Genomic DNA, 26,946 nt, shown 5'->3' with positions numbered 1-26,946 from the left:
CCGCAGACGGTTGACGAAACAGGTTTCGGGCTTGTGATGGAAGATATGCGGGCGACTTGTTTCCGAAGTCCGGGAACCATCCGGATCGGATGGGCTCGTGTTCTGATGGTGAAACCATGATCTGTCGTAGTCCGTTATTTGTCTGGGTGCATCTGGGCAGGCGAACCTGATAAGATGAAAGCCAAGGTGCCGGATTGGCACAATCGCCAGAAGGGACGCTGGATGAACAGCTGGGTTACTGACGTAATCGGAAAGATCAACGCGGATGCGCATCGTTCAGCTGACACTCATCTTTTCAAGCTCCCTCTGCCGCGCCTTGAGGGCGTGGACATCTACCTGAAGGACGAAAGCACCCATCCGACAGGAAGCCTCAAGCATCGGCTTGCCCGGTCGCTGTTCTTGTATGCGCTGTGCAACGGCAAAATTCGGGAAGACACGACCATCGTCGAGGCGTCATCTGGAAGCACCGCCGTGTCTGAAGCCTATTTCGCGCGCATGATCGGTGTGCCCTTTATCGCCGTCGTGCCCGAAAGCACCGCGCGCAGTAAGATCAAGCTGATTGAATTCTATGGCGGTCAAATTCACTTTGTGGGTTCCGCTCCGCAAATGCACGGTGCATCGGTCGAGCTGGCCCGCGAGATTGGTGGCTATTTCATGGATCAGTTCACCTATGCCGAGCGAGCGACAGATTGGCGTGGCAACAACAACATTGCTGAAAGCGTGTTCACGCAGATGGAACGCGAACCTCACCCGATCCCTGCGCATTTGATCATGGGCGCGGGCACGGGCGGCACGTCGGCGACACTGGGTCGATACATCCGCTACAAGGGCTATGGCACCGAACTTACGGTCGTTGATCCGGAATACTCAGTCTTCTATGACAGTTACATAAGCGGTGATCGCACTCTGGTGTCCGACAAATCCAGCCGGGTGGAAGGGATCGGCCGCCCAAAGGACGAGCACTCGTTTCAAACCGGTGTGATCGACCACATGATACAGGTGCCTGATGCCGCCAGCATTGCCACCATGTTGTGGTTGGAAGAGCTGATCGGACGCAAGGCAGGCCCATCAACAGGCACAAACCTCTGGGGGGCTTTGCGGGTTGCTCAGGATATGGTCAAGGAAGGTCGCCAAGGTTCTATCGTCACGTTGTTGTGCGACAGTGGGGCACGGTATCTTGACACCTATTACAATTCTGATTGGGTCAGCGACTGTATCGGCAGTTGCCAACAATATCACGAGGAGTTGGTGGCCGCCCATGGTTGACCATTCATCGTAGTCTGATCAACAGAATGACTATCTTGGTTGGACTGGGTCCGTGCGGGGATCCAGTGCTATGGCGATAGGCGTAACATCCGGAAGCGGCACATACCCGTGGCCGATGCTGGCCTCGCACCCGAATGCTCCAACCATTGTGGCTATGCCCGCACCGCCCGCATTACCGCTGTCACCATGCCGATTGAAGTGCCCGCGGTCATCAAGGCACGGCGTATGGAGTATTGCCGTCATATGTCCGAATTCCTGCGCGGTCTTCTGCAGTGACGCGGAATGTGTGCCTGCCAACCCATCTGGCGGACGACGCACAGTCAGCCTTGGTGGGTCTATTGGCCAGATGAACCTCTGCAGAAGCTGCAGGATCAGGTCAGTTTGCAACAGGCATAGAGTTTCGCCAGGACGCGAATAAAATCGCTTGTTTTCAATAGGCTGTCGCGTGCAATGTAGACTCAGAGGAGAAGGGCGATGGTTCAGGGTTTGACAGACGTGAAAAGCAAGTCTGACGCGAAAAGGCGGCTTTATTGCTCTGGGTACTGGATGATCGCCGGTAATACCAAGCGACCCAAAAGTTTATATGACTCATACCTGCCCGCGACACTCGATATGGTCCGCGACCAGGATCTTGTGTTTTACAGCGATGATCAGCACCAAATGTCCCATGTTCGGGAGCTGTGTGCCGAAAGGGACATTCATCTGGTAGAGCGGTTTCTTCCAATCGCCGATTTGCCGGCATTTGGTCTGGCGCAGGAAATGTTGGAAGCCTGTCGACGTATGGAGTTGGACCGTTTCGCTAAACCGGCTGAATACAACGGGGAAAAAGGGGTCGTGCATTACTGGCGGGACTTTCGCGGCAGTGGAGAGGACGTCTTCTGCTCCATGCTGTCGTTATGGTTGAGCAAGGTGTTTTTAACCTCGGCTCTTGCCCGGTCCGATGGTGGCGAGCGCCTAGTGGCCTGGATAGATGCCTCCTTGTCGCGTTTCAAGCGTCACAGAGATGTCAAGGCGATCCAAAAGATGGACCTGCCTCACGATCGGCTGTCCCACTATGGCAATGCCATGCGGTATTATGGCGCCCTGCTGCCGCTCAATGCGAGTTTTCTGTCGGCTCATGCCCCAGTGTGGCGCGACGTTGAGGTCGAGTTTGAGGAGGCCGCAAACCGCGCGAAAGGAATGGCCTATGCCCATGATGAAGAAACGATTTTCGCAGACTGCCTGTGGCGTCGACCCGAGCTGTTTCATTGTATCAGCCCGTCAAAAAATGTGGTGCTGGAGGCCAAGGCAAAAGAGATTCTGAGAACTGTGCGTCAGCGGATTGGGAAGAGGCGTTCCTCTGGCTCCTGATTTCGCTTGGTCTCGTTCCAGCTTGGTTCGTGCCTCTGACACCCTCGCCCGGGAACAAGCTACGGTCCGTTGGTAGAGCGGGCAGGGGGCTGCCCGGAGGTTCGATTTGGGGGCTGACTCCGCCGGAACCGTGACCGTTGCAGGGCGCTGTTGCCAGAAAGGCGTCGCCATGATGCAACTTACGACCCTGCAACCAGTTCTTCGGCCCAGGGAGGGTTTGCACCGATGCGTGACACTGTGACGGCGGCGACCTTTGCGCCGAATGCCAGAGCCGTGGCCACCGTCCCGGCGTCCCACGAAGCGCGCTTGTGTTTAGCCAATAGGCCTTGCTGGGACAGGCTGGCCATGACGCCAGCATTGAACGTATCGCCCGCACCGACGGTGTCGGCAATCTGAATCTGCCGCGCGGGAACCTCGACAACTGTACCATCTTTCAGATACCCGGTTGCGCCTTCGCCTCCTCGTGTGACGATGACCAGGCTCGGCCCCCGGCTCATCATGGCGTTTGCCTTGCCTTCAAGCGATTTGGGCGCAGGGTCGATCCAGCCAAGATCTTCATCGGACACTTTCACAATGTCTGCGAGCGCTATCATGCGATCGAGCCGAGTGCGATAGCGTGTTTCGTCCGCGATGAAATCAGGGCGGATATTCGGGTCGAGCATAACAAGTCGTGTGGCAGCGTGGCGTTCAGCAAAGGTGCAATAAGTTATGGCCCCCGGTTCACAGGCAAGGCTGATGCCGCCGAAATACAACGCGGTCGTGTGGTCCGGTAATTCTGGCAGGTCGCTCGGGGCAATCATGCGTCCAGCCGAATTTTCGTCGTAAAACGAATAGCTTGCGTGCCCATCCTCCAGTTGCACGAAGGCCAGTGTCGTGGGTCGGTCGCTGATGATGCAAAACCTTGTGTCAACATGACTTTCGCGCAGGGCATCAGACAACTGCTGCCCGAACAGGTCATTTGACAGCCCGGTCAGAAGGCCGGTTTTCACGCCCAATCGACCAAGAGCGACCGATGTGTTGAACACCGCGCCCCCGGCATGTGGGACGTAGCCTTGGCGTCCTGCGACGGTCGGTTCCGGGATCATGTCAATCAGCGCTTCACCACAACACAGGATCATCGAAATCAGCTTTCATCAGTTGGCACGTTCGGTGCCCCATTGCCACAGGGGCGGGGCGTGGGGGCGTTGTGGTGACCGTGCACAAGCAATGGCAGAAGATCAACGGGCGTTCTTCCAAGGGGGTGTCAAATCCGGCCCGATGCGAAAGCCCTGGGGATGTGGTTGGGCCGTCCGGCCAGCGCCATCTGTGCCGTCAGCATCAGTTCAGTGCGGGCATCAGCAGATAGGCGGCAATGGCCTCCAGGTCGCTGTCAGGCAGTTGGCTGGTGTTTGCGATGACCTCGACCATCTCGCCACCTGCTGAATCGTATTCAGGTGTCAGGCCGGTTTTCAGATACGCGACGATATCGCCCGCCGACCATTGCAGTTTTTCGGGGCGAATATCGGGGGTGCGCCCTTTGCTGCCCGGTATCGGGGCACCTGCCAGCCATGCATCCCATTTCATACCGCCAAACATGTTGCGCGGTGTGTGGCATTCTCCGCAATGGCCAAGTGCCTCGACCAGCTCGCGCCCACGTTCCTGTTGCGGGGTCAGCGTGTCGGTGATGATCCAGTCATCGCGCAGGAAAAGCAGTTTCCACCCCCCCAGGCTCGTGCGAATGTTGAAGGGGAAGGATACGTCATGTCCCCGGTTGGGGGTTGAATCGGCGGGCAATTGACGCAGATGCGCGATCAGATCCGCGACATCCGACAACTCGGCGCGCAGATATGACCCATAGGGAAATACCGGGAAATAGTGCTGCCCACCCGGCGATGTCCCCTCGACGATGGCGTTCGCGATGTCCAGATCGCTCCACCCGCCAATCCCGTGATCGACATCAGACGAAATGTTGGGGGCATAGAAAGTGCCGAAGTCGGTGACGAAGGACCTGCCTCCGCTGAGCACCGTTTGATCTTCGGACTTAGGTGCCATGTGGCAACTGGCGCAGCCCATGGCAGCATAGACCACAGCCCCATGGGTGGCATCGGGCGTGTGGTCTGCCAAAGCATCAGCAGGAAGCTGCTGTGGCCGGGTCAGGTACAAACCCAACACGCACAGCAGCCCCCCGAAGATCAGCAATCTGACGATCAGTCTTCTTGTCAATTGCATGGCTCAGTTGATGCCCGCGATCAGTCGTCGGATTGGCGGTATTCTTTGTGGCAACTGCTGCAGGCCCCGCCCAACGGACCCATCGCGGCCTTCAACCCGTCAACTCCGCTTCCCGCGGCGGTTTGCATCGCCATGACGGCGGCCGAAAACTCTTGCGCCTTTTTTCCGACATCGCTGCCTTCGGCCCAGATCGCAGGAAGAGCGCGGGTGTTTTCGAAGCTTCCATTGTCGCTTCCGGGCAGCCAGTATCCGGATTGCGGCAAGCCTGCCAAAGCTGCAATCGCGTCTGCCGCGCTTTGTGCCGCTTCGGCGTCATAAGGGGCTTCGTCCTTGGCCATGGCCCCAAGCGTGCCAAGGTGGAAGGCGTAAAGCTGCATATGTGCCTTGCGTGCCTTGACGGCGGTTTCGATCTGCTTGTCGCTGATGTGATTGTCCGCAATTGCCAGTTGGCCGACAGAAAGTGCACAAAGTGCGAGTCCGGTCATCAGAGTTTTCCGCATGTTTCATCCTCCGTGTTGCGTCTTGTGGGTGCGTGTTTTGTTGGTTGTCGACCCTAGGGTAACTGTTCATAAATATGGTAACAGTGCGCAATATAGCAAATAAGGCTGCGAAAAATTGCACAACGAAAACTGGGATAACCTGCGCTATGTCCTGACGGTGGCCGAAACGGGATCTGTGTTGCAGGCCGCCAAGCGTCTGGGCGTCAACCACGCGACGGTGTTGCGCCATGTGGCGGCCTTCGAGACGCGTCACGGCACCACGATTTTTGAACGCACCGCGCAAGGATATCGCCTGTTGCCTGACCGCGTTCACGTCATTCGCGCGGCCCAAACGGCCGAAGCCGCCATTCAGGAGGTCACCCGCCTGGCAAGTGGTGGACGACAAGAAGTTATCGGCACCGTCCGGATCACGTCGACAGACACGCTTTGTGCGGGTGTTTTGTCCAAGTTCGCCAGGGAAATGACGGAAAAAGAACTTGGGTTTCGCATGACCCTGCTCAGCAGCAACACGCATCTGGACCTGATCCGGGAGCAGGCGCATATCGTGGTCCGCCCGTCCGAGGCGTTGTCGGATGATCTTGTCGGGACGGCAGTCGCCGATCTGGGCTTTGCGGCTTATGCCGCCGATCATGGCGAAACGAATTGGTTTGCCATGACGGGGCCCCTGTCGCGATCGGTGGCGGCAAAGTGGATGGGCGATCATATCAGTCCGGATGATGTCACCACTTCGTGCGACAGTTTTCTGACATTGCGGGAAATGGCGGCGATGGGCGGCGGGATCACAGTGCTTCCCTGTTTTGTCGGGGATCGCGACCAGCGACTGGTTCGGCGGCGTGATCTGATGCCTCACCTGACCGTCCCGCTTTGGATCGCGCGCCATGTGGATACCGTCGAGACACAGCATTTGCGGGTCGTGCGCAAGCGATTGGGGGCTTATCTTCAGGGGCTAAGCACGATGCTGCTTGGATAAGGGCGGGCGGGTGACGCTCCGCTGCGGGTGGCGTTGCGCCTTCGAGGCCGTGAACCAGACGAAACGATCGCATGTTGACCTCTCGTCAGGCGCCCGATTGGCGCTTAAGAGCAGCCGGCGCACGGTGCTTCCGGATCAGGGCGAGCCGTTGAAAATCAGGTTGATTATCGCCAGGTGGCGCCGATCCCCATTGATCGAAAATCGAAAATCGACGTTTTTATTGATCCAAGTCAAAAGGTCGCACCCCCTGATCGGTTAGAGAACGATGACAAGCCAGCAGTAAGCAAGCGAGTCATATGTCTGCATCCCCCACCAGACGCGCCTTTCTGAAAGGCAAAGTTCAAGAGGTTCCGCGCCAGCGGCCCCCCGGAGCTGGCCCCGAAGCCGAGTTTCATGACGCCTGTACCCAGTGTGGAGAATGTGCAGCCGCTTGTCCTGAAGGGATCATCATGAAAGATGCGGGCGACCGCCCGTTTCTGGATTTCAACGCCGGCGCCTGTACCTTCTGTCATGCCTGCACCGATGCCTGCGACTTTGGCGCGCTCAGCCCCGAGAACGAATGGCTCTGGCGCGGGTCGGTCGAAAGCTCTTGCCTGTCGATGAACGGCGTGAACTGCCGTACTTGCGAAGATCACTGTGACCAACGCGCCATTGGCTTTCGGCTGCAAACTGGCGGTCGCGCCCAGCCCGTGCTGGACGAAGACCTGTGCAACGGATGCGGCGGATGCTCGATGGCATGCCCTGTGGGGGCCATCACGTTCAAGAAAACAAATCCAAAGACGGAGGCGCGCCCATGACAAACATCTGCGGCTGCCTTGTGCATACGATGCCCGAAATGACCGAACAGGTCATCGCCGCAATCGACGCGACAGAAGGTGGCGAAGTGCACGCCCATGAAGATGGTCGCATCGTCGTGACCGTCGAAGACACGCCGGACATGCGCGCATCCGACCAGATCATGGCAATGCACCAGTTTCCCGGCGTTTTGACCATCACCCTGACATACCACCATTTCGAAGAGTTGGACGGAAACCCCGCCGCGCCTTCGACGACCCAACACCATTAAACGGGAGACCGACCATGCCCATGACTTCATCCCGCCGCTCGTTTCTGAAGGCCAGCGCCGCCGCCGCGACCGCCTCGGCCGCCGGCATCACCCTTCCCAATGGCGCGCTTGCGCAGCCCAGAAGCCCGGATATTCGCTGGGACAAGGCCGCGTGCCGGTTCTGCGGCACCGGCTGCTCGGTGCTTGTGGGCGTCAAGGATGGCCGCGTCGTGGCCACGCAGGGCGACCCCGAAGCCCCGGTGAACCGTGGCCTGAACTGCATCAAGGGCTATTTCCTGTCCAAGATCATGTATGGCGCCGACCGCCTGACCACGCCGCTTCTGCGCAAGGCAAACGGCGTTTATGACAAGAACGGCGACTTTGAGCCGGTCAGCTGGGACGAAGCCTTCGATGTGATGGCCGAGAAGTGGAAGGCCAGCCTGAAGGAAAAAGGTCCCACCGCCGTCTCCATGTTCGGATCCGGTCAGTGGACGGTCTGGGAAGGCTATGCCGCGGCCAAGCTGATGAAGGCCGGGTTCCGGTCCAACAACATCGATCCCAACGCGCGCCACTGTATGGCGTCTGCCGTCGCCGGTTTCATCCGCACCTTCGGCATTGACGAGCCGATGGGTTGCTATGACGACCTTGAACATGCGGATACGTTTGTCCTGTGGGGCTCGAACATGGCCGAGATGCACCCGATCCTGTGGTCGCGTCTGACCGATACCCGTTTGACCAAGCCGGGCGCGGAAGTTCACGTGCTGTCCACGTTTGAACATCGCTCGTTCGAACTGGCCGACAACGGCATGATCTTCGTACCGCAGACGGATCTGGCGATCCTGAACTACATCGCCAACTACATCATCCAGAACGATGCCGTGAATTGGGAATTTGTCGAGAAGAACACTCATTTCAAGCGCACCGCGACCGATATCGGCTATGGCCTGCGCCCCGAACACGAGCTTGAGCAAGCCGCAGAAAATCCGGCGCATGATGGGGCGCATGGCAAACTTTCGGACATGACGTTCGAGGAATACAAGGAAGCGGTCGCACCTTACACCGCTGAATATGTATCCGAACTGTCAGGTGTGCCGGTTGCGTCGCTGGAACGTCTGGCCCAGCAATATGCCGACCCGAACCGCAAGGTGATGAGCCTGTGGACCATGGGCTTCAACCAACACACCCGCGGCACCTGGGTGAATAACCTGATGTACAACGTGCACCTGCTGGTGGGCAAAATCTCGGAACCCGGCAACTCGCCTTTCTCGCTGACCGGGCAGCCATCGGCTTGCGGCACGGCGCGCGAGGTTGGCACCTTTGCCCACCGTCTGCCCGCCGACATGGTTGTCGCGAATGAAGAGCATCGCGACATCTGCGAAAAAGCCTGGGGCATCCCGAAGGGCACAATTCCCGGCAAGCCGGGGTTCCACGCCGTCTTGATGCACCGCAAGCTGAAAGATGGCGACCTGAACTGCCACTGGGTGCAGTGCACCAACAACATGCAGGCCGCGCCGAACATGAACGAAGAAGGCTTGCCGGGCTATCGCAACCCCGACAACTTCATCACCGTGTCGGACCCTTATCCGACCGTCACCGCGATGTCGGCCGACCTGATCCTGCCCACCGCCATGTGGGTCGAAAAGGAAGGCGCGTATGGCAACGCCGAACGCCGCACCCAGTTCTGGCGCGAACAAGTGTCCGCACCGGGCGAGGCAAAGTCGGATGTCTGGCAGGTCATGGAGTTCTCGAAACGCTTCACCACGGACGAGGTCTGGCCCGCCGAGCTTCTGGACACCATGCCAGAGCTGAAAGGCAAGACCCTGTACGAAGTTCTGTACGAGAACGGCAAGGTCAACAAGTTCCCCGTGTCCGAAGTGGCCGAAGGGTTCAACAACCACGAAAGCGAGCATTTCGGGTTCTATGTCCAGAAAGGTCTGTTCGAGGAATATGCCGCGTTTGGTCGCGGCCATGCCCATGATCTGGCGGATTTCGATGTGTACCACCAGGCCCGTGGCCTGCGCTGGCCCGTGGTGGACGGCAAGGAAACGCTGTATCGCTTCCGTGAAGGCTATGACCCCTACGTCAAGGAAGGCGAGGGCGTGAAGTTCTATGGCAAGCCAGATGGCAAGGCCTTCATCATCTTCGCCCCCTACGAGCCGGCTCCGGAAGTTCCGGATGAAGAATACAACCTTTGGCTGGTCACGGGGCGGGTGCTGGAGCACTGGCACTCGGGCTCGATGACCCGTCGCGTGCCCGAGCTTCACCGCTCGTTCCCGTCGGCTGTTGTCTTCATGCACCCCGATGACGCCAAGGACCGTGGCCTGCGTCGCGGGCAGGAGATCTCGATCTCGACCCGGCGCGGCGAGGTGCTGTCGCGGGTCGAAACCCGTGGCCGGAACAAGATGCCCAAAGGCGTCGTGTTCATGCCGTGGTTCGACGAGGGCCAGTTGACCAACAAGCTGACGCTGGACGCAACTTGCCCGATTTCCAAGGAAACGGACTTCAAGAAATGCGCCTGCAAGGTTGAACGCGCCTAAGCGCAGATCAGAGGAAAGAAAAGATCATGTCCGCCGCCAACAAACGTAAACCCAAGCCGCTTGACCGCCGCCGCTTCCTTCAGGATGCCGCGCGGGCAGCGGGGGCTTGCGCGGTGGCGGGCATGGCGCTCAGCAAACTGGCGACGGACGCCCGTGCCTTGCCTGCGCAGGCGATCCGTCCCCCCGGCGCCCTGCCGGAAGAGGACTTTCTGGCCGCCTGCATCCGCTGTGGCCTGTGCGTACGCGATTGCCCTTATGACACACTGAAACTGGCCGAGCTTGGCATCGAAGGTCCCGCGACTGGCACGCCCTATTTCACCGCCCGCGATATTCCGTGCGAGATGTGTGACGACATCCCCTGCGTCGTGGCCTGCCCCACGGGCGCGCTGGATCACGGGCTGACCAATATCGACGATGCAGACATGGGTCTGGCGGTTCTGATTGACGAAGAACGATGCCTGAATGCCTTGGGACTGCGATGTGACGTTTGCTATCGCGTCTGCCCGGTGATCGACAAGGCCATCACGTTGGAACGCCGGCATAACGAACGGTCGGGCGCACACGCAATTTTCATGCCCATTGTGCATTCCGATCACTGCACCGGCTGCGGCAAATGCGAAAAATCCTGCGTTCTGCCCGGTGAGTCCGCCATCAAGGTACTGCCGCGCCGCCTTGCCACTGCCGAGGCGGCTGAACACTATAAACTGGGGTGGGAAGACCGAAATCCCATGGTGGACGAGTTGATCGACCTGCCCGACCGCTTGCCCGGACCGGGCACCGACAACCTTGCCGCGCCCGGTGGCTATTTGCCCGAAGGACTACCTGATCCGTCAATGGAGGGTGGCTTTTCGCCGTCCTTCGGCCTTCCCGGCGCAGGAGGGTCAGGACAATGAGCGAAAAAACCGCTCTTCCCGTTGGACAAGAGGCCATTCAGGAAAAAGGCTGGTGGAAGGCCCATCGGTTTCTGATCCTGCGCCGCCTGACGCAAGCCTTTTTCCTTGGTCTGTTTCTGCTGGGGCCGTGGTTCGGGATCTGGTGGGTGAAAGGCAATCTGGCCGGGTCGATGACATTCGACATCTTGCCGCTGACCGATCCGTTCGTCTTGTTGCAAGGCATCGTCGGCCAACACTGGCCCGAGATGACGGCGATCATCGGCGCGCTGATCGTCGGCGTGGCCTATGCGTTGATCGGTGGGCGCGTCTATTGCAGTTGGGTCTGCCCGATCAACCCCGTGACCGATGCGGCCCATTGGCTGCATGACAAGCTGGGCCTTGCGAAAGGCTGGCAGCCGAAACGCAACACGCGTTTCTGGGTGCTTGGCATGGTGTTTGTCGTGTCCGCCCTGACTGGCACCATCGCGTGGGAGTTCGTGAACCCGATCTCGATGTTGCATCGCGGCCTGATCTTCGGCATGGGCTTTGCCTGGACCTTCGTGCTTGCCGTGTTCCTGTTCGATCTTGTCGTTTCGCGCCGCGGCTGGTGTGGACATCTGTGCCCGGTCGGCGCGTTCTATGGTCTGCTGGGGCAGGGCTCTCTTCTGCGCGTCAGCGCCGTGAACCGCGCCGAATGCGACGATTGCATGGATTGCTTTGCGGTTTGCCCCGAAATGCACGTCATCACCCCCGCGCTTCGCGGCGCGGATGAGGACACGCCGATCATCCTGTCGCCCGACTGCACCAATTGCGGCCGCTGCGTGGATGTCTGCGCGCCCGATGTTTTCAAATTCACCACCCGGTTTGACACGACCCCCGCGCCAGCCCGCGCGTCACGCCGGAACAAACAACGTCAACCCGAGGCCAGTCGCGCGGCCTGAGACACAAAAATACGGGAGATGCCCAAATGAAAAAGAACATTCTGATCAGCGCCATCGTCGCCCCGACGCTTCTGGCCACCGTCGCCTTTGCCCAAAGCACCGGCGGCATCAGCACGCTGCGCGGGGCGGATGTGGCAGATCCTGTCGCGGTCGAGGATGTGTTCCACCAGGACGAAACGCGGTTTGCTAGAAACTATCGCCAGCAACCGCCACTGGTGCCGCATTCGATCGACCAATATCAGATCGACCTGAAAGCCAACCGCTGCCTGTCCTGCCACGACTGGACGGTTGCAGGCGAACGTAAGGCGCCAACATTGTCGATGACTCACTATCTGGATCGGGAAGGCAATCAGATGGATACGGTCGCGGGAACGCGCTGGTTCTGCAACCAGTGTCACGTCCCACAGGCCGATGCACCGGAACTGGTTGACAACACCTTCGAGCCTTCGAACTGAAACCGGACGCATAGGGAAAAAGGAAAAGGGACATGTCTAAAGAAAACCCCGGTTTCATCCGCCGTTTGTGGCGCAAATTCTGGTCCCCGGCAGGGGCGGTATCACTCGGTGTCATTCTGGTTGCCGGCTTTTTCGTCGGGGTTGTCTTCTGGGGCGGTTTCCACTGGGCGCTGGAAATGACCAATACCGAGAAATTCTGCATCTCGTGCCACGAGATGGAGGACAACGTCTATGCAGAGTACCAGGGCACCGTTCATCAGAACAACAGCTCTGGCGTGCGGGCGACCTGCCCGGATTGTCACGTGCCCAAGGATTGGGGCCCGAAGATCGTGCGTAAGATCCAGGCGTCGAAAGAGCTCTATGGCCACTTCATCACCCGATCCATCTGGACGCGCGAGAAGTTTGAAGATCACCGGCTTGTCATGGCCAAGCGGGAATGGCGCCGGATGAAATCGACGGATTCCAAGGAATGCCGCAACTGCCACAGCTTCGACTTCATGGATTTCACGCAGCAGGAAAACCGTGCCGCCGACAACCACCAGATCGCGTTGGACGAAGGAAAAACCTGTATCGACTGCCACCAGGGCGTTGCGCATGAGCTGCCCGAAAACTGGCAGGCCGAGTATGAGGAAATGTCCAACCAACTTGCCGCCGAAGGCAACCTGACCCTGCCCGATGGACGTGTCGTGGCAGATGCTAAGGACGAGTTGAACGGATATCTGTCGGGATCGACCAACTGATCCTGACAGAGGTGTGGATCAAAAAAACGGCGCGCCATGATTGGCGCGCCGTTTCCTTTTTTTACCTTTGGTCTGATCAGTTCAGAGCCGCATCCGTAATTGCGCTGGTCCAGGCGCCTTCCGGCTCTTTAGTGATCACCGGGTCGGATCCACCGGACAACAGCGTCTCCACCGTCCGCTGATAGGCCGCCGGGTCAAGCGCCCCGTTTGAACTGGCAGTCAGCTTGGCAATCTCGCCCATCATGCGGACCTGGTGCTTTTCGGTCTGGGCGCCTGTTTCGTCATATTCCAGGACGATCATGGCGGCGTCTTCCGGGTTTTCCTCGGCCCATTTCCACCCCTTCATCGAGGCGCGCACGAAGCGTTCCATCTTGTTGACGAATGCCTCATCGCTCAGATTTTCTTCCAGAACGTAAAGGCCATCTTCCAGCGTCGCGACGCCCTGATCCTCGTATTTGAAGGTGATCAGCTCTTCCGGGGTCACACCCGCGTCGATCACCTGCCAATACTCGTTGTAGGTCATGGTTGAAATGCAGTCGGCCTGTCGTTGCAAGAGCGGGTCGACGTTGAAGCCCTGTTTCAGCACTTCGACCCCGTTTTCGCTGGCCCCATCGGTTGCAATGCCCATTTTCGACATCCAGCTCATGAACGGAAACTCGTTGCCGAAGAACCAGACACCAAGCGTGCGATTGGTCAGGTCATCCGGGCTTTCGATACCCACATCGCCCCAACAGGTCAGCATCATGCCCGACGATGCGAAGGGCTGGGCGATGTTGACCAGTGGCAGACCTTTTTCGCGTGCGGCCAATGCAGCTGGCATCCATTCCACGATCACATCCGCCCCGCCACCTGCGATCACCTGTGTGGGCGCAATGTCCGGCCCGCCGGGCAGGACTGTGACGTTCAGATCCTCTTCGGCATAGAACCCCTGATCCAGCGCGACATAGTAGCCCGCGAACTGGGACTGCGTGACCCACTTAAGCTGCAGGGTCACATCATCTGCCGCCATAGCGGTGCCAGATGTGACGGCCAGGGCCATCGCCCCGATCACTGATTTGACTTTCATAATCTTCTCCTTGTTGAACCTTATGTTTTTTGTTTGCTCAGCCTCGTTGGGATGGGTGCCAGAACGTCACCTTCTTTTCAAACCACGCAACCACACCATAGAACAGCGTGCCTGCCAAGGCCGCGACGACGATCTCGGCCCAGACCAGATCAATCGACAGACTGCCAACCCCGGTCGAAATGCGGAATCCCATGCCCCGGGTGGGGGATCCAAAGTATTCCGCCACTATCGCCCCGATCAGGGCCAGCGTCGCCCCGACCTTCAAACCGTTGAAAATGAACGGCATGGCGGCGGGAATGCGCAACTTCCACAGGGTCGTGAAATAGCCTGCCGCATAGGTTTTCATCAGGTCACGCAACATCACGTCTGTTTCGCGCAGCCCCTGCACGGTGTTGACCAGCACGGGGAAGAACACCATGACGACGACGACCGCCGCCTTGGATTGCCAGTCGAACCCGAACCAGCTGACCAGAATGGGGGCGACCCCAACAATCGGCAGGGCCGCGACGAAGTTTCCGATGGGCAAAAGGCCCCGGGTCAGGAAGGGTGACCGGTCGATCAAAATCGCCACACCGAACGCTGCTGCCGCGCCGATGAAATAACCGCGCAGCGCGCCTTTCAGCACGGTTTGCGTGAAATCCTCCCACAGCATCCCGGTTGATCTGGCGAACGTATCTGCGACGGCAGAAGGTGGGGGCAGGATTGCCGCCGAGACATTGAAGGCATGGACCAGGGCCTCCCAGGCGACGACAAGTGTCAGCCCGAAGATCACCGGGACCACGACGCGCACCAACCGTGTCTCGGCCCATTTCGACCGGACCATCGCGACATTTGCGGCCCATGCGGCCAGCCAGAAGACAAGGGCAAGGATCAACCAGTTCATGAGCGCATCCCCATCCGTCGCAAGAGCATCTGCTGCGCGCGGTCAATCACTGTGACCAGAACCCCGGCCAGGATCGCGGCGGCAAACAGCGCCGCCCAGATCGCCAGCGGCGTGCCGAACTGGTCCCCGATCAAAATCCGCGCGCCTAGACCGCTGATCGCACCCGTTGGCAGTTCACCCACGATGGCACCGACCAGCGCGGCCGCAATCCCGATCTTGAGCGAGGTGAACAGATAAGGCAGCGACGCCGGCACGCGCAGTTTCATAAACCGCTGCACACCCGAGGCGCTATAGGTCTTCAGCAAGTCCAACTGCTCGGCGGTGGGCGAACGCAGACCTTTCACCATCCCGACCAGCACCGGGAAGAAACACAGGTAGGATGAGATCAGGGCTTTGGGAAAGCCGCGCCCCTCGATCCCCACTTGTGAGGACAGCACGATGATCATCGGCGCCAGCGCCACGATGGGAATGGCTTGCGATATGATCGCCCACGGCATTACCGACATCTCGATCACCCGTGATTGCACGATGGCAATCGCGCCGACGATCCCGATGGTCGTGCCCAGAAGGAAGCCCCAGAAGGTTGATTGCAGCGTGATCCAGCCGTGATAGATCAACGAGCGTTTGGACCATGTGCGTCCTTTCAGAACCATTTCGCCCGTGGTGCGCCACAGCTCCTGTCCGACCTGCGCAGGGGTGGGCAGGCGCGGCCGCTCAAGGCTGTAGCCGTCCGCGATGTGCTCGCGGTTCTGTGCCATGAGGGTCCAGACCGATATATTGCGCCGCTCGACCGCCGAAGGCGGATCAATCGCGGCGCCTGTGCGCTCGGCCTGGTCCAGGGCCACACGAATGTTCATCGGGGCGACCGCCAGATACCAGATGACGACGATCGACGCCAAAACCGTCAGGACGGAAAGCGCGGTTTTAGTCATAGGAATGCCCCGCGCGCAGCCCTTCGCGCACCCGGTGCGCCACATCCAGAAACGCCTGCGTGTCGCGAATGTCCAGTGGACGATCGGCAGGCAGGGGGTTTTCGATCACGTCCGAAATCCGGCCGGGACGCGGTGACATGACGACGATCTTGGTCGACAGATACACCGCCTCGGGGATCGAGTGGGTGACGAAGGCAATCGTTTTCTGCGTCTTTGCCCACAACTTCAAAAGCTGCTCGTTCAGGTGGTCCCGCACGATCTCGTCCAGCGCGCCGAAGGGTTCGTCCATCAGCAGGATGTCGGCGTCAAAGGCCAGTGCGCGCGCAATCGACGCCCTCTGCTGCATCCCGCCTGACAATTGCCAGGGAAACTTCTTCTCAAACCCTGCAAGATCAACCAGTTCCAAAACCTTCTTGATGCGCGCGTCCTGCTCGGCCTTGGGATAGCCCATGATCTCAAGCGGCAGGCGCACATTGCGCCCGATGGTGCGCCACGGATAAAGCCCTGCGTGCTGAAACACATAGCCATAGGCGCGTGACTTGCGCGCCTCGCGGGCGGACACGCCATTGACCATAATCGACCCGCCCGTGGGTTGTTCCAGATCCGCCATGCAGCGAAGGAAGGTGGTCTTGCCACAGCCTGACGGTCCGATGAAGCTGACGAAATCGCCCTTGTTGATGTCAAGCGACACGTCTTTCAACGCATGCACCGGGCCGTCATTGGTCTGAAAGGTCAGCGAGAGGTTCTCGGCCTTGATCGCGGTTTCTGTAGTCAAAGTCAGACCCCTGTCGCCGGAATGCCGGTGCGTTTGACCGGCTGCGGCGCGGTCAGTTCTTTCCACTTGCTCAGCGCCGCGTTGACCGTCGCATTCGGCGCGCGTTCGACAAATTTGCCGTGGCCTTCCTGTGTCTTGATCTCACCGTCATGCACCGCGACCTGACCGCGTGTCAGTGTGAAGCGGGGCAGGCCCTTGACCTTGTGACCTTCGAATACGTTATAGTCGATGGCCGATTGCTGGCTGTCCGCCGTGATGGTTTTTTCCTTTTCAGGGTCCCACACAACAAGATCGGCATCTGCGCCCACCAGCACGGCCCCTTTCTTGGGATAGCAGTTCAGGATTTTGGCGATGTTGGTCGACGTGACGGCGACAAATTCGTTCATCGTCAGACGTCCGGTGTTCACGCCATGGGTCCAAAGCATCGGCATCCGGTCCTCAAGCCCGCCGGTGCCGTTGGGGATCTTGGTGAAGTCGCCCACGCCATAGCGTTTCTGCTCCGTTGTAAACGCACAGTGGTCGGTGGCGACAACCGACAAGCTGCCCGATTGCAGGCCGGCCCACAGGCTGTCCTGATGTTGCTTGTTGCGGAAGGGCGGGGACATCACGCGGCGCGCAGCATGGTCCCAATCCTTGTTGAAATACTCGCTTTCATCCAGCGTCAGGTGCTGGATCAGCGGCTCGCCCCAGACGCGTTTGCCCTGCATGCGCGCACGGCGGATGGCTTCGTGGCTTTCCTCGCAGGACACATGCACCACATAAAGCGGCGCGCCTGCCATGTCGGCGATCATGATCGCGCGGTTTGTGGCCTCGCCTTCAACCTGGCTGGGGCGCGAATAGGCGTGCGCCTCTGGCCCGGTATTGCCCTCGGCCAGCAGCTTTGCGGACAGTTCCGCCACCACATCGCCGTTTTCGGCATGGACCATCGGGGTCGCACCCAGCTCGGCCAGACGGTTGAACGAGGCGAAAAGCTCATCATCATTCACCATCAGCGCGCCCTTATAGGCGAGGAAGTGCTTGAACGTGTTGATGCCGCGCTCCTGCACCACGGTTTTCATGTCGTCGAACACCTGCTCGCCCCACCATGTCACAGCCATGTGGAACGAGTAGTCGCAATTCGCACGGGTCGATTTGTTGTCCCAGCGTTTCAGCGCGTCCAACAGGCTTTCACCTTGGTTAGGCAGGGCGAAGTCGACGACCATCGTCGTGCCGCCCGCCAATGCCGCGCGCGTGCCGCTTTCAAAATCATCCGAGGAATAGGTCCCCATGAACGGCATTTCCAGATGCGTATGCGGGTCGATCCCGCCGGGCATGACATAGCAGCCCGTGGCGTCCAACTCCGTGTCGCCCTTCAGGTCTGGCCCGATTTCAATAATGACGCCGCCTTCAACAAGAACATCTGCCTTGTAGGTCAGGTCAGCGGTCACGACAGTGCCGTTTTTGATGGCTGTGGTGCTCATATCTTGTCTCCCTGATGGCCAGGCGCAGTTTCCCTGCTTCTTCTGGCGTTAAATATCCCGGGGTCCGGGGCAGCGCCCCGGTCCGACCGTCACATCATTTTACAATCTCCGCAGTGTTCAGAACGGCGTGCAACAACACATCTGCCCCCGCTTGTGCCCATTCCTTTGAGATCTCCTCGGCCTCGTTGTGGCTCAACCCATCCACACAAGGGCACATGATCATCGCGGTCGGGTATATTTCGTTGATCCAGCAGGCGTCGTGGCCCGCGCCGGACACGATGTCCATATGGCTGTAACCCAGTTCTTTCGCGGCATTTCGCACGGCTTCCACGCAGCCCTCGTCAAAGGCGGGCGGGTCGAAGGTCCCGACCATCTCCCAGCTCATTTCCACGCCGATATCCGCGCAGAGCTTCAGCGCGCGCTCGTCAAACTCGGCGATCATCGCGTCGATCACCTCTTTCAGGTGCGAGCGGAAATCGACGGTGCAGACGACCTTGCCGGGGATGATGTTGCGCGAGTTCGGATAAACGTCGATGTGGCCGATGGCCCCCACCGCATTGGGTTGGTGCTTCATCGCGATTTCATGCACCAGTTCGGTGATCAGGGCTAAGCCGCGGCCTGCATTGATCCGCATGTGCATCGGGGTCGATCCGGTGTGGCTTTCCTTGCCCACAATTGTCACTTCCAGCCAGTTCAACCCCTGACCATGAGTGACAACGCCGATATCCTTGCCTTCAGCTTCCAGAATTGGACCTTGTTCGATGTGCAGTTCGAACATCGCGTGCATCTTGCGGGCGCCGACCTCTTCATCGCCAACCCAGCCGATGCGTTTCAACTCGTCGCCGAACTTTTTGCCTTCGGCGTCCACGCGGTCGTAAGCCCAGTCTTGCGCGTATTTTCCGGCAAACACGCCCGAGGCCAGCATGGCCGGGGCAAAGCGTGTGCCTTCCTCATTGGTCCAGTTGGTCAGCACGATGGGGTGTTTCGTCTTCACCCCCATGTCGTTCATTGTGCGGATGGCTTCCAGCCCGCCCAGCACACCCAGAACCCCGTCATACTTGCCGCCGGTGGGCTGCGTATCCAGATGTGAGCCCATATAGACGGGCAGGGCGTCGGGGTCTTCGCCGGGGCGGGTGGCAAACATGTTGCCCATCGTGTCGACGCCCATTGTGCATCCGGCGTCTTCACACCATTTTTGAAACAGGGCACGGCCTTCTGCATCTTCATCGGTCAGGGTCTGCCGGTTGTTGCCGCCCGCAACGCCCGGGCCGATCTTGGCCATCTCCATGATGCTGTCCCAAAGGCGGTCAGGATCAATGCGCAAATTGCTTCCGTGGCTCATGTCAATCTCCCAGTTGGATATGCTTTCGGCGGCGCGGATTTTAGATTCCGTCTTGCTGACAGGCTGACGGATTTCTGCACGATCGGTCAATCTTTTTCTGACCGATCGTGCAGAAACACCTGTTTTTCGGGCAGAACCCGTGGCACAAGATGAAATCCTGTGCGGGTTTTGCACATGGAAGGTGAGTGTGAAAAGCGACGTGAACAAGACGACAAGAGGCATCCAAAGCCGCAACCGCGAAGAGGTGACGACCCGCATTCTGGTCGCCGCCGAAAAGGTGTTTGCCGAATTTGGCTATGCTGGCGCATCCATCAGCCGGATCGCCGCGTCCGCCGGGATACCCAAGTCCAATGTCGTCTACTACTTCGAAACGAAAGAGGCGCTCTATCGTCGCGTGGTCGGTGAGATTTTCGATATCTGGCGCGCCGCCGCAGACAGCATCAGCGTCGACAACGACCCGATCCGGGCACTGGGCGAATATATCGACACCAAATTGGATCTGGCCAGGACCCGTCCCTATGGCTCGAAGGTTTGGGCGAACGAGATCATCCAGCGTGCCCCCATCGTGCAGGACTATCTGGAAGACGAGCTGCGCTCCTGGACCGAAAACCGCATCACCGTGATCGAGGCGTGGGTGCAAAACGGCCAGATCCGCCCGATCAGTGCCCGCCACCTGCTTTATGCAATCTGGGCGACGACGCAGCATTATGCTGACTTCACCCACCAGATCACGACGTTGAATGACGGGGTCGAACTGAGCGACGCGCAATGGGAGGACACCAAGACAGCGGTGAAAGACCTGCTATTGTCCGGGGTGGCCTTGCCGGGGCAGGATGGGGTCGTGACGGATGGCTAAGGCAGATGTTTCCCCGCGCCGCACCCGCATCCAGCGCGAAAAGCGGCAGGCCATATTCGAGGCCGCTCTGGACGTGTTTTCCGAGAAAGGTCTGCGCGGCGCGACCCTTGATCAGATCGCCAGTGCGGCCGGATTGTCCAAGCAGAACATCGTGTACTATTTCAATGGCAAAGAGGCCATCTATTCCCAGCTGCTGGAAAGTCTGCTGGAAGAATGGGTCAGTCCCTTGCGCGACCTGTCGGCTGAGGGCGAGCCGATGGACGAAATCCTGACCTATGTGAGCCGGAAGATGGAAATGTCGCGAAAGATGCCGCGTGAAAGCCGGTTGTTCGCGACCGAGATCCTGCATGGCGCACCCCGGCTTGGGGAAATGCTGACCGACGATCTGAAAACGCTTGTCGATGAAAAGGCCGCGGTGATTGCCAATTGGATGGTCGAGGGGCGGCTTGCCACCATCGACCCGCATCATTTGATTTTCTCGATCTGGGCGATGACGCAGCACTATGCCGATTTCGACCTTCAGGTGCAGGCGGTTCTGGGTCCCGTACGCAGTGACACGCGGTTCGAGGACGCCGAGGCGTTCATCAAACACATGCTCGTCAGGGCGCTTCTCCCCTAAGCAGCATTGCCAGCGCCAGAAGTGTGGCGGCCACGCCCACCAGAAGAAGCGGCGGTTGCGTTGCGCCATAGAACAGGAAATCCCACAGCACCACCCAGCTTGGCACCAGATAAGTGTAGGCCATGACCTTTCCGGCGGGCAGGCGCTGGGCGGCGTATTGTACCAGAAAGAAGGTGCCGGCCGTGGTGACGATGGCAAGATAGGCGATGACCAGCCAGACCGCCGGACGCAGGGCGGCAAAATCGGTGTGTATCAGGTCGCCATATCCATAGATGCCGGTCACGATCAGCGACCCCAGAACTGTGCCAAGCGATGTTTGCAACGGTTTCACATCATGGGCCAGCTTGCGCGCCAGCGCAGGCACCAACGCATGGGCCAGTGCGCCGACGGCAAACAATGCCTCGCCGCGGCCAAGTTCAAACCGCATCAACGCCCCGATATCCGCACGAAAGATCACCCAGACGGCCCCAATGGCCCCGATGGTCAGCGCAATCAGCGTCCAGCGTCCGGACCGTTGCCCGGCGATCAGCAAGCCGCAGCCTGCCGCCATCAACGGGGTCAGGGTGAAAACCGCCGCCGTCGATACGGCAGTGGTCAGGCGCAGCGCCTCGAACATGGTGATGAAATAGACGGCCATTAGCCCGCCCATCAGCCCGAACCGCCAAAACCCGTGAAAGACGGGGCGCACCGGCACCCGCAAGACGCGCGCCAATCCGAACAGGACCAGCGCGGCCAGTGCAAACCGCACGGTGTTCAGGGCGGCGGGGGTGATCTCTTTCGCGACGATGTGTCCAAAGCTGAACGACAGCGACACCAGCGCCGAGAAGGACAGCATTGCCAGATGGCCCTGTCGCGCCGGGGACAGGGCCTCGCCGGTCTTATTCGGCGGCAGTGGCGGTTGGGTTGTTGGGGTGGGTCGTCCAGTTGGCATATTCTTTCTCAACAACCTTACCTGTTCGTTCGTCCACGGCACCTGGCGCAATGGTTTCCATGGTAATGCAGCCTTCGACCGGGCAGACATTGACACAGAGGTTGCACGCGACGCATTCGTCGTCCTTCACGTCAAACACGCGATCATCCGACATGCTGATCGCCTGGTGCGATGTGTCCTCACAGGCTGCATAGCAGCGCCCGCATTTGATGCAAGCCTCTTGGTCGATGCGTGCCTTGGTGACGTGGTTCAGGTTCAGATACTGCCAGTCAGTGACATTGGGCACGGCGCGGCCCACAACTTCGTCAATCGAGGTGTAGCCCTTTTCGTCCATCCACTGGCTCAGGCCCGAGATCATCTCTTGCACCACTTTGAACCCATAGGTCATGGCCGCCGTGCAGACCTGCACATTGCCGGCACCAAGCGCCATGAACTCGGCCGCGTCGCGCCATGTGGTCACACCGCCGATGCCGGATATGGGAAGGCCGTGGGTGCCGGGGTTGCGGGCAATTTCGGCGACCATGTTCAAGGCGATGGGTTTCACCGCCGGGCCGCAATAGCCGCCATGCGTGCCCTTGCCGTCGATGGTCGGCTCGGGTGCCATGAGGTCAAGATCGACATTGGTGATCGAGTTGATGGTGTTGATCAGGCTGACCGCATCGGCCCCGCCATCCTTCGCCGCCTGCGCCGGGTTCAGGATGCTGGTAATATTGGGGGTCAACTTCACGATGACAGGCAGATCGGTGGCTTCCTTGCACCAGCGTGTGACCATCTCGATATATTCCGGCACCTGACCCACGGCAGACCCCATGCCGCGTTCGGCCATCCCGTGCGGGCAGCCGAAGTTCAGTTCGAACCCGTCGCAGCCGGTTTCCGCGATGCGGGGAATGATGCGTTTCCACTCATCCTCTTCGCAGGGCACCATCACGGATGCGATCAGCGCGCGATCGGGATAGTCCTTCTTGACGCGGGTCATTTCCTCAAGATTGACCTCAAGCGGGCGATCGGTGATCAACTCGATGTTGTTCAGGCCCAGCAGGCGCCGGTCGGCGCCGTGAATGGCGCCATAGCGCGGGCCGTTCACGTTGACGATGGGCGGCCCTTCGGCCCCCAGCGTTTTCCAGACGACACCGCCCCATCCGGCCTCGAACGCGCGACGCACGTTGTATTCCTTGTCGGTGGGCGGGGCAGATGCCAGCCAGAACGGGTTGGGGGATTTAATTCCAAGAAAATTTGATGTCAGGTCGGCCATTAGCTTGCTCCTGTCAGGGTGGCGTGGATGTCCATGGCCGCATCGCGACCTTCGGCAACGGCGGTGACGGTCAGATCGTCGCCGCCCGAGGCGCAATCGCCCCCGGCCCAGACATGTGCCAGATTGGTTTTCTGTGCGGCATCGACGGCGATCTTGCCGCCGTCCAGCGCCAGCGCGTCGGGCATATCGCCCAGTTTCTGACCGATGGCCTTGAACAGTTGATCGGCGGGCAGGGTGAAGGTCTCGTCCAGCGTGACCAGCTTGCCATCCCGCGTCTCGGTATAGGCAAATGTCACCGCGCGCAGCGATCCGTTGCCTTCGATCCCGACAGGGGTCGCGTTGCAGATCAACCTGACACCCTTCTGCCGCGCAAGATCCTGTTCGAATTTGGATGCAGCCATGGCCTCTTGCCCACGCCGATAGACGATCGTCACGTCTTCCGCGCCCAGCAGTTTGGCCTGCACACCTGCATCAATCGCGGTCATACCGCCGCCAATGACGACAACGCGCCGCCCAACGGGCAGGGTGGTCAGATCATCGGCCTGACGCAGATCGGCGATGAAATCGACGGCGGGCGAGACATTGTCCTTATCCTCGCCCTCAAGCCGCAGCGCGTTCACGGCGGACAAGCCCATGCCAAGAAACACGGCGTCGAAATCATCTTGCAGCCCGTCCAATGTGACGGATTGCCCCAAAGCCTGTTCATAGCGAATTTCGATGCCGCCGATCGACAGCAGCCAGTCCAGCTCCTTCTGCGCGAAGTCGTTGGTGGTTTTATAGGCTGCGATACCAAACTCGTTCAGGCCGCCACCCTTGACGCGGGCTTCAAACACCACGACATCGTGACCCAACATCGCCAGACGGTGCGCGCAGGCAAGGCCCGCGGGGCCAGCGCCCACAACCGCAACCTTCTTGCCGGTGGCGTCTGCGCGGGTGAACGGGTGTTTCCCCGCCGCCATCAGCGTGTCGGTTGCATAGCGTTGCAGGCGGCCGATCTCGACCGGCTTGCCCTCGGCGACCTCACGCACGCAGACCTCTTCACACAGCGTTTCGGTGGGGCAGACCCGCGCGCACATCCCGCCCAGAATGTTCTGGTCAAGGATGGTCTTGGCCGCCGCTTCGGGCGTGCCGGTCGCGATCTGGCGGATGAACAGCGGTATGTCGATCGAGGTCGGACACGCCGTCATGCACGGCGCATCATGACAGAAATAGCACCGATCGGCGGCCACCAAAGCCTCGTGATCGTCATATTCTGGATGGAGGTCCGAGAAATTGGCTTGCACGTCGGCTGGCGCTATTCGACCCGGAGACACTCCGTTTTCCCTGTTGGTTTGGGGCATTTTTCGATTCCCATTCTTGTTTTGATCCTTTCATGAAGGCACAAAATCAAGAATTTTACCAGATGGTAAAAAATAAATCTGAAAAGAAGCCCCAGACCCGTCAGAGATTGCGCGTGATCCAGTTGTCCAGAACCTCGATCTCGCCTTTCTGCATCCGCAGGCCCAGTTTCGACCGTCGCCAGACCACATCTTCCGCGCGCATCGCAAATTCCTTGTCGATCAGCCACCGCACCTCGCGCTCGGTCAGGGTTGCGCCGAAGGCGGTGCCCAGATCATCCTCGCAACAGGCGTCCCCCAGCACATCCCAGCTTTCCGTGCCATAGGCGCGCAGCAGGCGGTTTGCCCAGAACGGGGTCAGAAATGGAAAGTCCGCTTGCAGTTTGTCGATCATACCAGGCACGCCATCCACCGCGAAATCGCCGCCGGGCAAGGGCACACCGGCGGTCCAGTCCGGTTCGTGCACGGGCAAATGCGGGTCCAGTTTCGCCATCACAGCCTCGGCCAGACGGCGATAGGTGGTGATCTTGCCGCCAAAGATGTTCAAGGCCGGCGCCCCATCCGCGTCATTCAGCTTCAGCACATATTCCCGCGTTGTCGCCGTGGCCGTCCGTGCCCCGTCATCGTAAAGCGGACGCACACCGGAATAGGTCCAAACCACGTCATCCCTTGTGATGTCATTCCTGAAATACTGATTGGCAAAGTCGATGAGGTAGTCCATTTCCGCATCCGTACAGACCGGACGGATATCGGCATCGTCATGGGGCGCATCAGTGGTGCCAATCAACGTGAAATCGGTCTCGTACGGGATGGCGAAGATGATCCGGCCATCCGTGCCCTGAAAGAAATAAGCCTTGTCGTGATCAAACAACTTTCGCGTCACGATGTGCGAGCCGCGCACAAGCCGCACCTTCTCGGCGGTGTTCACGTCAAGCGCCCCGTCGATCAACTTGCCAACCCAGGGCCCGGCGGCGTTCACAACAATTCTGGCCATGTGCAGTGTGGTTTGCCCCGTGCGACTGTCCTCGGTGCGTATGATCCAATGATCCGCGTGTCGCGCCGTTGCAACCACCTTGGTGCGCGGCAGGATCGTGGCCCCGCGCGCCTGCGCATCGCGCGCATTCAGGACGACAAGCCGCGCATCCTCGACCCAGCAATCGGAATACTCATAGGCGCGGGTGAATTTGGGGTCGAGCGGCTGGCCTTCAGCCGTGCCCGGCAGGGTCAGCGTTTTGGTGCCGGGAAGGATCTGGCGTCCGCCAAGGTTGTCATACAAAAACAGCCCAAGCCGGATCAGCCACGCAGGTCTGCGGCCCTTCATCCACGGCATCGCGAAAGACAGGAGTTTTGAGGTCGGCGTATCGCCCTCGAACCGCATATCTTTGTGATAGGGCAGCACGAAGCGCATCGGCCAACTGATATGCGGCATTGCGCGCAACAGAACCTCGCGTTCGATCAGGGCTTCGCGCACCAGACGGATGTCGAAATACTCAAGATACCGCAATCCGCCGTGAAACAGTTTTGTTGAAGCAGAAGAGGTTGCGCCACCGATATCATGCATCTCGGCCAGCGTGACGGACAGCCCCCGACCGGCCGCGTCGCGCGCAACCCCACAACCGTTGATCCCGCCCCCGATGATGAACAGGTCGATGATGTCGTCAGTTGAAGCCATAAGAAGACCTTTTCGTTTCGCAGGGATTATGAGCCGATTCTGCCGCAAGCGAAAGGAAAAGACTTTCGCAGATGTTCGTTTTCCGGCAAATTGGGGTCAGGAAGGGCAAACCATGTCTCAAACATTTCGCATCCCCGAAATTCTGGCAATGGCACGCCGGGACGGTCAAGTGTCGGTCGACAAGCTGGCGGCGCATTTCGGCGTCACCTTGCAGACGATCCGGCGGGATCTGTCGGACCTGGCGGATGCCGGTCGGCTGGAACGTGTGCATGGTGGGGCGATCCTGCCATCAGGCATAACGAATATCGCCTATGAGGAGCGCCGCGCGCTGAACCAGTCCGCCAAGGCCCGGATCGCTGCGGCCACGTCACGAATGATCCCCAGCGATTGTGCGGTTTTTTTGAACATCGGCACCACGACCGAAGCTGTTGCCCGCGCGCTTGTGCATCATCAGAACCTGCTGGTGGTCACGAACAACATCAATGTGGCGCAGATCCTTGGGGCCAATCCGGATTGTCAGGTCATCGTGGTGGGGGGCACCATGCGCCCTGCCGATGGTGGTGTCGTGGGGGAACTGGCCGCGCGTTTCGTGTCTGCCTTCAAGTTCGATTATGCCGTTATCGGCTGTTCCGCACTGGATCATGACGGGGATATTCTGGATTACGACATGCAGGAAGTGGTGGTCAGCCAATCTGCGCTGAACCAGGCGCGCGCTACTGTTCTGGTCTGCGATCAGTCCAAGCTGACGCGGGCCGCGCCCGCGCGCATCGGGTCTGTTTCAGAGCTGGATCAAATCGTGACCGATTGCGCTCTGCCCGATGTCGTGTCCCGGATCTGTCACGCCGCGGCGACCCATATCACTGTTGCTTAACGCGCGAATCTATGGTCACTATCACATGACCGGCGGTCATTTATCCGCTGTCCAAACGAGCAGTAG

General features: G+C 59.5%; 27 protein-coding genes. 14 read left to right on the top strand and 13 right to left on the bottom strand.

From position 1 onward, the window contains the following. Positions 1 to 222 precede the first annotated feature (222 nt). The 3 genes from IE188_RS03930 (at position 223) to IE188_RS03920 (ending at position 2,616) form a co-directional block, all read left to right on the top strand. Positions 223 to 1,266 (top strand): PLP-dependent cysteine synthase family protein, encoded by a 1,044-nt coding sequence (locus tag IE188_RS03930; RefSeq protein WP_191285130.1) that lies wholly within the window; start codon positions 223 to 225, stop codon positions 1,264 to 1,266. A 108-nt stretch (positions 1,267 to 1,374) separates the two neighbouring features. Next, on the top strand, positions 1,375 to 1,542 hold the full coding sequence (locus tag IE188_RS03925; protein ID WP_191285129.1) for a hypothetical protein: 168 nt from the start codon (positions 1,375 to 1,377) through the stop codon (positions 1,540 to 1,542). Between the two features lie 198 nt (positions 1,543 to 1,740). Then, on the top strand, positions 1,741 to 2,616 hold the full coding sequence (locus tag IE188_RS03920) for a hypothetical protein (RefSeq protein ID WP_191285128.1): 876 nt from the start codon (positions 1,741 to 1,743) through the stop codon (positions 2,614 to 2,616). Positions 2,617 to 2,795: 179 nt separating this feature from the next. On the opposite strand, the gene IE188_RS03915 is transcribed toward IE188_RS03920, so the two are convergent. From IE188_RS03915 to IE188_RS03905, 3 genes are all read right to left on the bottom strand, one after another. Further along, positions 2,796 to 3,734 (bottom strand): carbohydrate kinase family protein, encoded by a 939-nt coding sequence (locus tag IE188_RS03915; RefSeq protein WP_191285127.1) that lies wholly within the window; start codon positions 3,732 to 3,734, stop codon positions 2,796 to 2,798. Between the two features lie 199 nt (positions 3,735 to 3,933). Then, positions 3,934 to 4,818 (bottom strand): c-type cytochrome, encoded by an 885-nt coding sequence (locus IE188_RS03910; protein WP_229836467.1) that lies wholly within the window; start codon positions 4,816 to 4,818, stop codon positions 3,934 to 3,936. Positions 4,819 to 4,844: 26 nt separating this feature from the next. Next, complete coding sequence (locus IE188_RS03905) at positions 4,845 to 5,309, bottom strand: c-type cytochrome (RefSeq protein ID WP_191285125.1); 465 nt, start codon at positions 5,307 to 5,309, stop codon at positions 4,845 to 4,847. Between the two features lie 130 nt (positions 5,310 to 5,439). On the opposite strand from IE188_RS03905, the gene IE188_RS03900 reads away from it, so the two are divergent. From IE188_RS03900 to IE188_RS03865, 8 genes are all read left to right on the top strand, one after another. Then, the gene (locus IE188_RS03900) at positions 5,440 to 6,294 is read left to right on the top strand and encodes a LysR family transcriptional regulator (protein WP_191285124.1); all 855 of its coding nucleotides are present in this window, start codon (positions 5,440 to 5,442) and stop codon (positions 6,292 to 6,294) included. A 296-nt stretch (positions 6,295 to 6,590) separates the two neighbouring features. Further along, a complete protein-coding gene (gene napF / locus IE188_RS03895; protein WP_191285123.1) occupies positions 6,591 to 7,091 on the top strand; it encodes a ferredoxin-type protein NapF in 501 nt (166 codons plus the stop codon). Then, entirely contained in the window at positions 7,088 to 7,360 is a 273-nt protein-coding gene (locus tag IE188_RS03890) for a chaperone NapD (RefSeq protein ID WP_191285122.1), read from the top strand. Before napF ends, IE188_RS03890 begins: the two co-directional genes overlap by 4 nt. Before the next feature lie 20 nt (positions 7,361 to 7,380). Further along, positions 7,381 to 9,876: a nitrate reductase catalytic subunit NapA gene (gene napA, locus IE188_RS03885; protein ID WP_191285313.1), complete on the top strand. Its 2,496-nt coding sequence runs from the start codon at positions 7,381 to 7,383 to the stop codon at positions 9,874 to 9,876. Between the two features lie 26 nt (positions 9,877 to 9,902). Next, positions 9,903 to 10,769 (top strand): ferredoxin-type protein NapG, encoded by an 867-nt coding sequence (gene napG, locus IE188_RS03880; protein WP_191285121.1) that lies wholly within the window; start codon positions 9,903 to 9,905, stop codon positions 10,767 to 10,769. Then, on the top strand, positions 10,766 to 11,689 hold the full coding sequence (napH, locus tag IE188_RS03875; RefSeq protein WP_191285120.1) for a quinol dehydrogenase ferredoxin subunit NapH: 924 nt from the start codon (positions 10,766 to 10,768) through the stop codon (positions 11,687 to 11,689). The genes napG and napH overlap by 4 nt, the downstream gene beginning before the upstream one ends. Before the next feature lie 26 nt (positions 11,690 to 11,715). Beyond that, the gene (locus IE188_RS03870; RefSeq protein ID WP_191285119.1) at positions 11,716 to 12,144 is read left to right on the top strand and encodes a nitrate reductase cytochrome c-type subunit; all 429 of its coding nucleotides are present in this window, start codon (positions 11,716 to 11,718) and stop codon (positions 12,142 to 12,144) included. A gap of 32 nt (positions 12,145 to 12,176) precedes the next feature. Further along, positions 12,177 to 12,884, top strand: coding sequence for a NapC/NirT family cytochrome c (locus IE188_RS03865; RefSeq protein ID WP_191285118.1), 708 nt, complete (start codon positions 12,177 to 12,179; stop codon positions 12,882 to 12,884). 76 nt (positions 12,885 to 12,960) lie between these two features. Here the strand turns inward: IE188_RS03865 and IE188_RS03860 are convergent, their stop codons facing one another. The 6 genes from IE188_RS03860 to IE188_RS03835 form a co-directional block, all read right to left on the bottom strand. Further along, positions 12,961 to 13,950 carry an ABC transporter substrate-binding protein gene (locus tag IE188_RS03860; RefSeq protein WP_191285117.1) on the bottom strand — a complete coding sequence of 330 codons (990 nt, stop codon included), beginning with the start codon at positions 13,948 to 13,950 and terminating at the stop codon, positions 12,961 to 12,963. Positions 13,951 to 13,987: 37 nt separating this feature from the next. After that, positions 13,988 to 14,833, bottom strand: coding sequence for an ABC transporter permease (locus IE188_RS03855; protein WP_191285116.1), 846 nt, complete (start codon positions 14,831 to 14,833; stop codon positions 13,988 to 13,990). Then, positions 14,830 to 15,765: an ABC transporter permease gene (locus tag IE188_RS03850; protein WP_191285115.1), complete on the bottom strand. Its 936-nt coding sequence runs from the start codon at positions 15,763 to 15,765 to the stop codon at positions 14,830 to 14,832. The genes IE188_RS03855 and IE188_RS03850 overlap by 4 nt, the downstream gene beginning before the upstream one ends. Beyond that, entirely contained in the window at positions 15,758 to 16,540 is a 783-nt protein-coding gene (locus tag IE188_RS03845) for an ABC transporter ATP-binding protein (RefSeq protein ID WP_191285114.1), read from the bottom strand. The genes IE188_RS03850 and IE188_RS03845 overlap by 8 nt, the downstream gene beginning before the upstream one ends. A 2-nt stretch (positions 16,541 to 16,542) precedes the next feature. Next, the gene (gene hydA / locus IE188_RS03840) at positions 16,543 to 18,000 is read right to left on the bottom strand and encodes a dihydropyrimidinase (RefSeq protein ID WP_191285113.1); all 1,458 of its coding nucleotides are present in this window, start codon (positions 17,998 to 18,000) and stop codon (positions 16,543 to 16,545) included. A gap of 94 nt (positions 18,001 to 18,094) precedes the next feature. Beyond that, a complete protein-coding gene (locus IE188_RS03835; RefSeq protein ID WP_191285112.1) occupies positions 18,095 to 19,342 on the bottom strand; it encodes a Zn-dependent hydrolase in 1,248 nt (415 codons plus the stop codon). A gap of 139 nt (positions 19,343 to 19,481) precedes the next feature. Between IE188_RS03835 and IE188_RS03830 the strand changes: the two genes are divergently transcribed. Next, positions 19,482 to 20,198, top strand: a complete 717-nt coding sequence (locus tag IE188_RS03830; protein ID WP_229836466.1) for a TetR family transcriptional regulator C-terminal domain-containing protein — start codon at positions 19,482 to 19,484, stop codon at positions 20,196 to 20,198. Next, entirely contained in the window at positions 20,191 to 20,817 is a 627-nt protein-coding gene (locus IE188_RS03825; RefSeq protein WP_191285111.1) for a TetR family transcriptional regulator C-terminal domain-containing protein, read from the top strand. The genes IE188_RS03830 and IE188_RS03825 overlap by 8 nt, the downstream gene beginning before the upstream one ends. On the opposite strand, the gene IE188_RS03820 is transcribed toward IE188_RS03825, so the two are convergent. The 4 genes from IE188_RS03820 to glpD all read right to left on the bottom strand — a co-directional run bounded on the left by IE188_RS03820 (position 20,798) and on the right by glpD (position 26,009). Further along, positions 20,798 to 21,652 carry a DMT family transporter gene (locus tag IE188_RS03820; protein ID WP_191285110.1) on the bottom strand — a complete coding sequence of 285 codons (855 nt, stop codon included), beginning with the start codon at positions 21,650 to 21,652 and terminating at the stop codon, positions 20,798 to 20,800. The genes IE188_RS03825 and IE188_RS03820 overlap by 20 nt on opposite strands. Positions 21,653 to 21,695: 43 nt before the next feature. After that, on the bottom strand, positions 21,696 to 23,000 hold the full coding sequence (gene preA, locus IE188_RS03815; protein ID WP_191285109.1) for an NAD-dependent dihydropyrimidine dehydrogenase subunit PreA: 1,305 nt from the start codon (positions 22,998 to 23,000) through the stop codon (positions 21,696 to 21,698). Beyond that, entirely contained in the window at positions 23,000 to 24,340 is a 1,341-nt protein-coding gene (locus IE188_RS03810) for an NAD(P)-dependent oxidoreductase (protein WP_191285108.1), read from the bottom strand. Before IE188_RS03810 ends, preA begins: the two co-directional genes overlap by 1 nt. Before the next feature lie 100 nt (positions 24,341 to 24,440). After that, a complete protein-coding gene (gene glpD / locus IE188_RS03805) occupies positions 24,441 to 26,009 on the bottom strand; it encodes a glycerol-3-phosphate dehydrogenase (protein WP_191285107.1) in 1,569 nt (522 codons plus the stop codon). 112 nt (positions 26,010 to 26,121) lie between these two features. Between glpD and IE188_RS03800 the strand changes: the two genes are divergently transcribed. Continuing rightward, complete coding sequence (locus tag IE188_RS03800; RefSeq protein WP_191285106.1) at positions 26,122 to 26,880, top strand: DeoR/GlpR family DNA-binding transcription regulator; 759 nt, start codon at positions 26,122 to 26,124, stop codon at positions 26,878 to 26,880. The last annotated feature ends 66 nt before the right edge of the window (positions 26,881 to 26,946 follow it).

The sequence above is a fragment of the Aliiroseovarius zhejiangensis genome, from assembly GCF_014656375.1.
GTDB lineage: Bacteria > Pseudomonadota > Alphaproteobacteria > Rhodobacterales > Rhodobacteraceae > Aliiroseovarius > Aliiroseovarius zhejiangensis.
Note: the sequence above shows the minus strand (reverse complement) of the source record. Positions and strands in the feature narration are given on the sequence as shown.